Genomic DNA, 7,212 nt, shown 5'->3' on the forward strand with positions numbered 1-7,212 from the left:
ATCCTGAAGCTTAGAATTGATAACAGCCACCACGCTAAGCAACGCCATTCTTTAAAGGAGACTACTTTATAATGAAGCAAAATTTTGCAGTAATTGGTTTAGGCCGCTTTGGCGCTAGTATTTGTCGTTCGTTAGTAGCTGCGCATCAAGACGTGCTGGCAATCGATATCAGCGAAGAGCGCGTCAACGCGCTAGCTGATGTTGCCACCCAGGCAATCGTCGCCAACGCTCAAGATGAAGACACACTGCGGTCGCTGGAAATTGGTAAATTTGACCATGTGATCGTCGCAATTGGTAAAAACATTCAAGCCAATATTTTAGTCACCTTGATTGTCAAAGAACTAGGCGTCCCCGACATTACCGCCAAGGCTGAAAACAATACCCACGCACGAGTTTTGGCGCGGATCGGTGCAGATCAAGTTGTCCATCCTGAACGAGATATGGGCGAGCGAGTGGCGCACCACTTACTTTCGCCAAATATTTTAAACTACTTGGCGATCAACGACGATGTCACCATGGCTGAGATTAAAATCAGTAGTCCTGAATTTGTTGGTAAAAGCTTAACTGAATTAAATTTTCATCAACAATTCGGCTTGACGGTCATCGCTATTCAGCACGGTAATGACGTTACCGTTTCACCGGCGGGCAATAATATCGTCCAACTCAACGATGAAATTTCGGTGGTTGGATCGACCCAAGCTGTCGATGAACTGAATGACCGGATGATGAATTAATTGTTATCCAAAAAGGACTACACCAGTTTTTCTTAGGCGGGTGGGTATAAGCGGAGCTAGTTCCGTCCATTCCGGCGCCAGTGGACGGAACGAGTGGGCGCGTTGGCGAGCTAATTTTCCCCAGACAAACCCAAAAGCGGGTGGGAAAATGGATCTCGCCAATCGCGCATAGTTCTAAATGGCACAACCCGCCATCAAGAACTATCGGCACATCTTGTCCACTGGCGCCTCCATTCCAGCAGGCCATGATTGAACGTTCAATTATTGGTTGTTTAAGTGGCAAAGTTAGTGATAATCAGAACGTAAAACACCGGCAAACAGTTGAGAGGCTGCTTTGCCGGTGTTTTGATTTCATCTAATCTGCTAAGTGTCCGTCAATCCTAATTGAACTAACTAAGACGATTAAACTAACTAATTAAATAGTGTTCTAAAACTGCCAAGGTGAAATGGAGGCGCTGGCGTATCACTGTCGCTCGTTCTTACACACACTGCTTAGCAAGTATTGAATTTAGCACATATTCGCAAAATAGAACGTGCTTCCCGTTGTCGATTGAACTATGGCGGAAACCGCCAAGTTCAAGTCGCACGCGTTCCATACGCCAGCGCCGGAATGGAAGCTGACCTAACTCCACTTTTAGCCAAACTTAAGTAAGCGCTAGTAAAATCACAGACTCTTGTTCCCCTGTAACTTTATAACTTACGACTCTAAAAAAGCGTAGTCCCTTTTCGGACTACGCTTTTGTTCTTATTTAGCAGCGACTAACTTCATCTTGCCTAAGCTGATCACAGCTTTATTTTGTAAGTCTTGAACGTTCATGCTATCGGTTTTGGCATCGTAATCAATAATATCGACTAACGCAGAATTCTCATATAACTTTTCGACCACACCAGAAAAGTCAGCTTCCATATTTCCGTTAGCCTTGCAGCGTACAGTGTTGCCTATTTGAATATCCATGTCGATTCCTCCATCTTGGGTAGCTAATAATATAGCGCATATATTATCAGCTACCTGCATGGAATGCAAGTAAAATCCAAGTTACTTTAATAAGTTTTTAATTAGTCGATCACTTATCCCTATTTTCAAGCGCAGCATCCCACTGCAATAGATTTACTTGCTCGCCTTGTTCGCGCCGTCGATCAACATTTTCTTCACCCCAAACGCAGAGTTGATGCAAAATAGTTTCTAAACTTTCGCCATAATCGGTCAAACAATATTCTACTTTAGGTGGAACTTGTTGATAGACGGTACGGCAAATAATCGCGGCCGCCTCTAACTCGCGCAATTGCTGGGTCAACATTTTTTGCGTGATTTTAGGAATTGCCCGTCGCAATTCACCTGTTCGCATCACCCCGTTACGCAAATGGCATAAAATAATCGGTTTCCATTTGCCACCGATCACTTCCATCGTCGCTTCCACACCAATATTATAAGTTTTTTCCATCATTGCCTCCGTTACAAACGTGATCTGTTAATAGGTACTTTTTAGTCCCTATGGTACAAAATAGTGCGTAATTGTTTTTTTGATTCTTAACCGTATAATCGTAAATTGTAGCACTTTAGATCAGGTTAGACAAAAAAACGGAGGCGTATTTAAGTGACGAAGAAACAAATTTCACCAACTTGGACATTACTGGCATTGGCGATCAGCGCGTTTGCAATTGGGTCCACTGAATTTATTAGTGTTGGTCTAATGCCATTACTAGTCCAAAGTTTCGGTATTACGTTAAGCCAAGCCGGCTGGACCGTATCAATTTATGCACTAGGGATCACTATCGGCGCACCATTGCTGACTTTACTCACTGGTCGTTTTGATCGTAAACAATTAATGATCGCGATCATGACTTTATTTATTGCCAGTAATTTATTAGCAGCGTTGGCGCCAACTTTCGCGATTTTATTAATGGCCCGAGTACTGGCCGCTTTTGCCCACGGGTTATTCATGTCGGTAGCTTCTGTAATTGCCGCCGATGTAGTCGCACCAGCCAAACGTGCTTCTGCAATTGCTGTTATGTTTACCGGCTTGACCGTTGCCACCGTAACGGGTGTGCCGCTGGGAACTTTTATCGGTCAAATTGCGTCATGGCACATGTCGTTTCTATTCATTAGCGCAATTGGCGTACTCGGCTTGATTGCCAACGCCATATTAATTCCTAATAACTTACCACGACCGGGAAAAACTGATCCCCGTGGCCTGTGGCGAATTCTGCGTAATCCTTGGCTACTGACAGCTTTAATGATCACCGCACTGGGGTACGGCGGCACATTCACCGTCTATACTTTTTTAAGCCCGTTATTGGAGACACAAATGGGTTGGTCCACATCGGCAGTCGTGCTCATCCTTGTTATCTATGGTCTGATGGTTGCGTTGGGTAATACCCTAGGCGGCCGTTGGGCAAATTTACAACCATTAAAAGCCTTGCTCAGAATGTTTATTGGCTTAGCAATCACCTTACTCGTTTTGATGATCACTGCGCAAATGCACTATTTAGGACTGCTGACTGTTTTGGTCATGGGTTTATTTGCCTTCATGAATGTTCCTGGTTTACAGCTGTACATTGTGAATTTAGCGGAGCGCTACACACCAAATGACATTACGCTGGCCTCGTCGCTAAATATTTCAGCATTCAACATTGGTATTGCGCTAGGCTCATTAATTGGGGGTCAAGTCACTGCCAAAATTGGTCTCACTGCGACACCACTCTTCGGTGCGATTATGGTGGGTGCTAGTATTATTCTTGTTGGCCTGTTGCTTCGTCAAGCAACAGCCGCTGCTGCATCTACTAAATAAGGTAGCAACCACCCTTTAGCACTACGATATTTTGTGGTACCATAGAAATACTATGAATAAAGAGGTGGCTCACATGCCGACACCAATCAATGTTTTATATATTTCAATTTCTGGTAATACCCGCTCGTTCGTTGAAGACTTGCAAGAATATGCGCAACAACAACACGAAATTGCCGCGGAACAGCCTTTGATTACGTTAAAAGAAATTTCTGAAGCTAGTCCTTTGGCGGATGAAACTGCACCTTACTTTGCTTTTGTCCCTACTTACTTAGATGGTGGCAACGGCATCGATAACGGTGTCAAAGAATTACTGACCAATGTTTTAGGCGAATACATCGCTTATCATACCAATCGCAAATATTGCCGTGGTGTAGTTGGCTCAGGTAATCGTAACTTTAATGAACAGTATTGTTTAACGGCTAAGCGTTACGCTCACGATTTCGGATTCCCGGTTATCGGTGATTATGAATTACGTGGTATGCCCGCCGATGTTAAACGAATTTATGCCACCTTACAAAAAATCGCGGCAGAATAACATTTCTTTGAAGTGAATTGACTAGAAAGTTCAGACCTTAAGCCCTACTAAGCGAATTAGTTGTCGAAATTAGCTTAGCGGTCATTTCTAAATATAATTTAAGCGTGGTCCTAAATAGGAACACGCTTTTTTTAGTTGTTTTTTCCTATATTAGACCTATAATGACATTGAAAGTAGTTGAATTAAAAATGCTTTATTTATGCTAAGGAAGTGCGCGACGATGAAAGAATTTAAAACGGCCGGTGATTATGCTCAAGTACCGATCAAACAACTCTATCAGCAATTTGAAACAAGTGCTGCAGGCTTAAGTAGTCACGAAGTGCAAGTCCGTTTGGCCACCTATGGTCATAATACGATCCAGCGTGGTCAGCGCCAATCACAATTTAAATTATTCATTAAAAACTTCACTAGCTTAATGGCGATCCTGCTCTGGATCAGTGGGATCATCGCTTTATTTGCTGGTATGTTGGAGCTGGCGATCGCCATTTGGGCAGTTAATCTAATCAATGGTGTTTTTAGTTTCTGGCAAGAGCATGCTGCCCAAAAAGCCACTAATTCGTTGCGTCAAATGTTACCGGCGTATACACAAGTATTGCGCGATGGCCAGCAACAGCAGATCGATGCTGCCGATCTAGTCCCTGGTGATATTTTTACTATTCAAGCAGGCAATAGTATTTCCGCTGACGCTTATCTGATCAGCGCTACTGGCTTACAAGTTGACGAATCAGCATTAACTGGTGAATCGGTACCTGAATCCAAATCGGTTATTTATCATCCTGGTGATGGTAAATTTGCTGAAACTAATATCGTCTATGCGGGTACTACAGCGGCCAGTGGCAACGCACAAGCAATTGCGCTAAACACTGGGATGAACACTGAATTTGGTCAAATTGCTCAGCTCACCCAAAATCAGCGCCCAAATGTAAGCCCACTACAAAAAGAGCTAAATCATTTAACCCAGCAAATTTCCTTATTGGCGATTTCGATTGGCGTTCTATTCTTTATTTTAGCGATCTTCTTTGTTCACTATCCAATTGCCAAGTCATTTATTTTCGCATTGGGTATGATCGTCGCTTTTATTCCCGAAGGTTTGCTGCCAACCGTCACGTTATCCTTAGCTCAAGGCGTTCAACGGATGGCCAAAAAGCACGCTTTAGTCAAGGATCTATCCAGTGTTGAGACCTTAGGTGAAACGACTGTTATTTGTTCCGACAAAACCGGCACCTTGACACAAAACCAAATGACGATCAACCATATTTGGCTGCCCAGCGGCGATTATGTAGTCAGCGGTCAGGGCTATGTTAATAACGGCCAGATCATGCTTGGGCAGCAACCATACATTTTTGGCCAAAAGCATGACCTTGATTTGCTCTTGCAAATTAGTGTCCTCAATAATAACACCACCGTTAAGGCCCCTGCAACTGTTGGTGAACAAGCTAAAATACTAGGCACACCAACTGAAGCGGCGCTAATTATTTTAGCTGAAAAAGCCCAGCTTGATTTATCAACGCTACAAACCAAACTACCGCGCCAGCAAGAATTTCCTTTTGACTCCGAGCGTAAACGGATGACAACGATCCAGCTAGTCAACGGCCAGCCAGTTGCCTATATAAAAGGCGCATTGGACGGCTTATTGGCCATTAGCACCACTATTTTGGATAACGGTCAAGTCCGTAATCTAACTGAACAAGATCGACGCCATATTCTAGCAGCAAATGATCACTATGCTGCTGCAGGTTTACGCTCGCTAGCTATGGCCTATCGTGAACTAAACCCACAAGCTAATTGGACGCAAGCAGCGGTTGAGCAAGGGTTAACATTTGTCGGTTTAACTATTATGGCTGATCCTCCGCGGCTAGAAATTTACGCGGCAGTGGCTAAATGTCACGCAGCCAACATCCGCATTATTATGGTGACTGGTGACAGTGCCCTAACGGCTAAAAGTATCGCCTGCAAAATCGGTATTACTAGCGATCAAGCCCGCGTAGTCACCGGCACTGAGTTGGCCAATATGAGCGATGCCGACTTGAAAGCGGCGCTGAGTTCTGAACTGATTTTTGCCCGTGTCGCACCTGAACAAAAATATCGTGTTGTCACCATGCTACAAAGCATGGGTGAAGTCGTTGCCTCAACTGGCGATGGTGTCAATGACGCTCCAGCATTGAAAAAAGCTGATATTGGCGTAGCGATGGGGATGACTGGCACTGACGTCGCCAAAGACGCCGCGGATATGATTTTAACTGATGACAACTTTGCCTCGATCGTTGCTGCGATTGAAGAAGGCCGCACTGTGTACAGTAATATTCAAAAATTTCTACTTTATATTTTAAACAGTAATCTACCAGAAGCAGCACCATCCGTTATTTTTCTATTTAGTCGCGGCTTAATTCCATTGCCACTAACAGTAATGCAAATTTTAACCGTTGATCTCGGCACCGACATGCTGCCAGCACTAGGCTTAGGTGCCGAGCGCAGCGAACCAGGAATCATGGAACAACCACCGCGGAAACATAATGCACATTTGCTGAACCGCCGGATTTTATGGACCGCCTTTGGCTGGTATGGCTTAATTGCTGCAGTGTTGTCCACAATTGGTTATTTCTTAGTCAACTATGCAAACGATTGGCCGCAAATCAATCTAGCTGCTAGTGGCGGTGTTTACCAACAAGCCACGACAATGACTTTAGCCGTGATTATTTTCTGCCAAATCGCCGCAGCACTAAACTGCCGCACCCAATATTCTTCGCTGTTCAAAATTGGTTTATTCAGCAATCGCAAAATCATCGGCGGTATTGTTTTTGAAATTCTGTTGTTGCTAGCGCTAATGTATCTGCCCACGTTACAATTAATCTTTAACACTGCGCCACTTCACGGTGCTGAATGGTTATATTTATTGGCGATTCCGCTCCCACTACTTTTGATCGAGGAAACCCGAAAATATTGGTTACGCCGCCCGGTCAATTAAATAGAATAAAACAAAAACGGACCACTAGCTTTTTAGCTATCTGAAGTGAACCCCCGGTATTGGACCAGAATCCAATACCGGGGGTTTTACTATGACTAAATATACTAAGCAGTTTAAACTGCAGGTGGTTCAAGACTATCTCACTTCTTCGTTAGGGATTGTATTGATTGCTAGAAAGTACCAGATCAA

Annotated in this window: 6 protein-coding genes; 4 read left to right on the forward strand and 2 right to left on the reverse strand. The window is 43.9% G+C overall.

The features are described from left to right. Positions 1–71: 71 nt before the first annotated feature. A complete protein-coding gene (locus EKM76_RS07155) occupies positions 72–734 on the forward strand; it encodes a potassium channel family protein (protein WP_125550006.1) in 663 nt (220 codons plus the stop codon). A gap of 745 nt (positions 735–1,479) precedes the next feature. Here EKM76_RS07155 and EKM76_RS07160 read toward each other — a convergent pair. Both EKM76_RS07160 and EKM76_RS07165 read right to left on the reverse strand, forming a co-directional pair. Continuing rightward, the gene (locus EKM76_RS07160) at positions 1,480–1,689 is read right to left on the reverse strand and encodes a DUF2187 domain-containing protein (protein WP_125550007.1); all 210 of its coding nucleotides are present in this window, start codon (positions 1,687–1,689) and stop codon (positions 1,480–1,482) included. 109 nt (positions 1,690–1,798) lie between these two features. Next, the gene (locus tag EKM76_RS07165) at positions 1,799–2,176 is read right to left on the reverse strand and encodes a winged helix-turn-helix transcriptional regulator (protein ID WP_125550008.1); all 378 of its coding nucleotides are present in this window, start codon (positions 2,174–2,176) and stop codon (positions 1,799–1,801) included. A 153-nt stretch (positions 2,177–2,329) separates the two neighbouring features. Here EKM76_RS07165 and EKM76_RS07170 point away from each other — a divergent pair, with 153 nt between their 5' ends. The 3 genes from EKM76_RS07170 (at position 2,330) to EKM76_RS07180 (ending at position 7,023) form a co-directional block, all read left to right on the forward strand. Beyond that, positions 2,330–3,523: an MFS transporter gene (locus EKM76_RS07170; RefSeq protein ID WP_125550009.1), complete on the forward strand. Its 1,194-nt coding sequence runs from the start codon at positions 2,330–2,332 to the stop codon at positions 3,521–3,523. Between the two features lie 73 nt (positions 3,524–3,596). After that, a complete protein-coding gene (nrdI, locus tag EKM76_RS07175) occupies positions 3,597–4,058 on the forward strand; it encodes a class Ib ribonucleoside-diphosphate reductase assembly flavoprotein NrdI (RefSeq protein WP_125550010.1) in 462 nt (153 codons plus the stop codon). Positions 4,059–4,278: 220 nt separating this feature from the next. Continuing rightward, the gene (locus EKM76_RS07180) at positions 4,279–7,023 is read left to right on the forward strand and encodes a cation-translocating P-type ATPase (protein ID WP_125550011.1); all 2,745 of its coding nucleotides are present in this window, start codon (positions 4,279–4,281) and stop codon (positions 7,021–7,023) included. The last annotated feature ends 189 nt before the right edge of the window (positions 7,024–7,212 follow it).

The sequence above is a fragment of the Loigolactobacillus zhaoyuanensis genome, assembly GCF_003946385.1.
Classification (GTDB): domain Bacteria; phylum Bacillota; class Bacilli; order Lactobacillales; family Lactobacillaceae; genus Loigolactobacillus; species Loigolactobacillus zhaoyuanensis.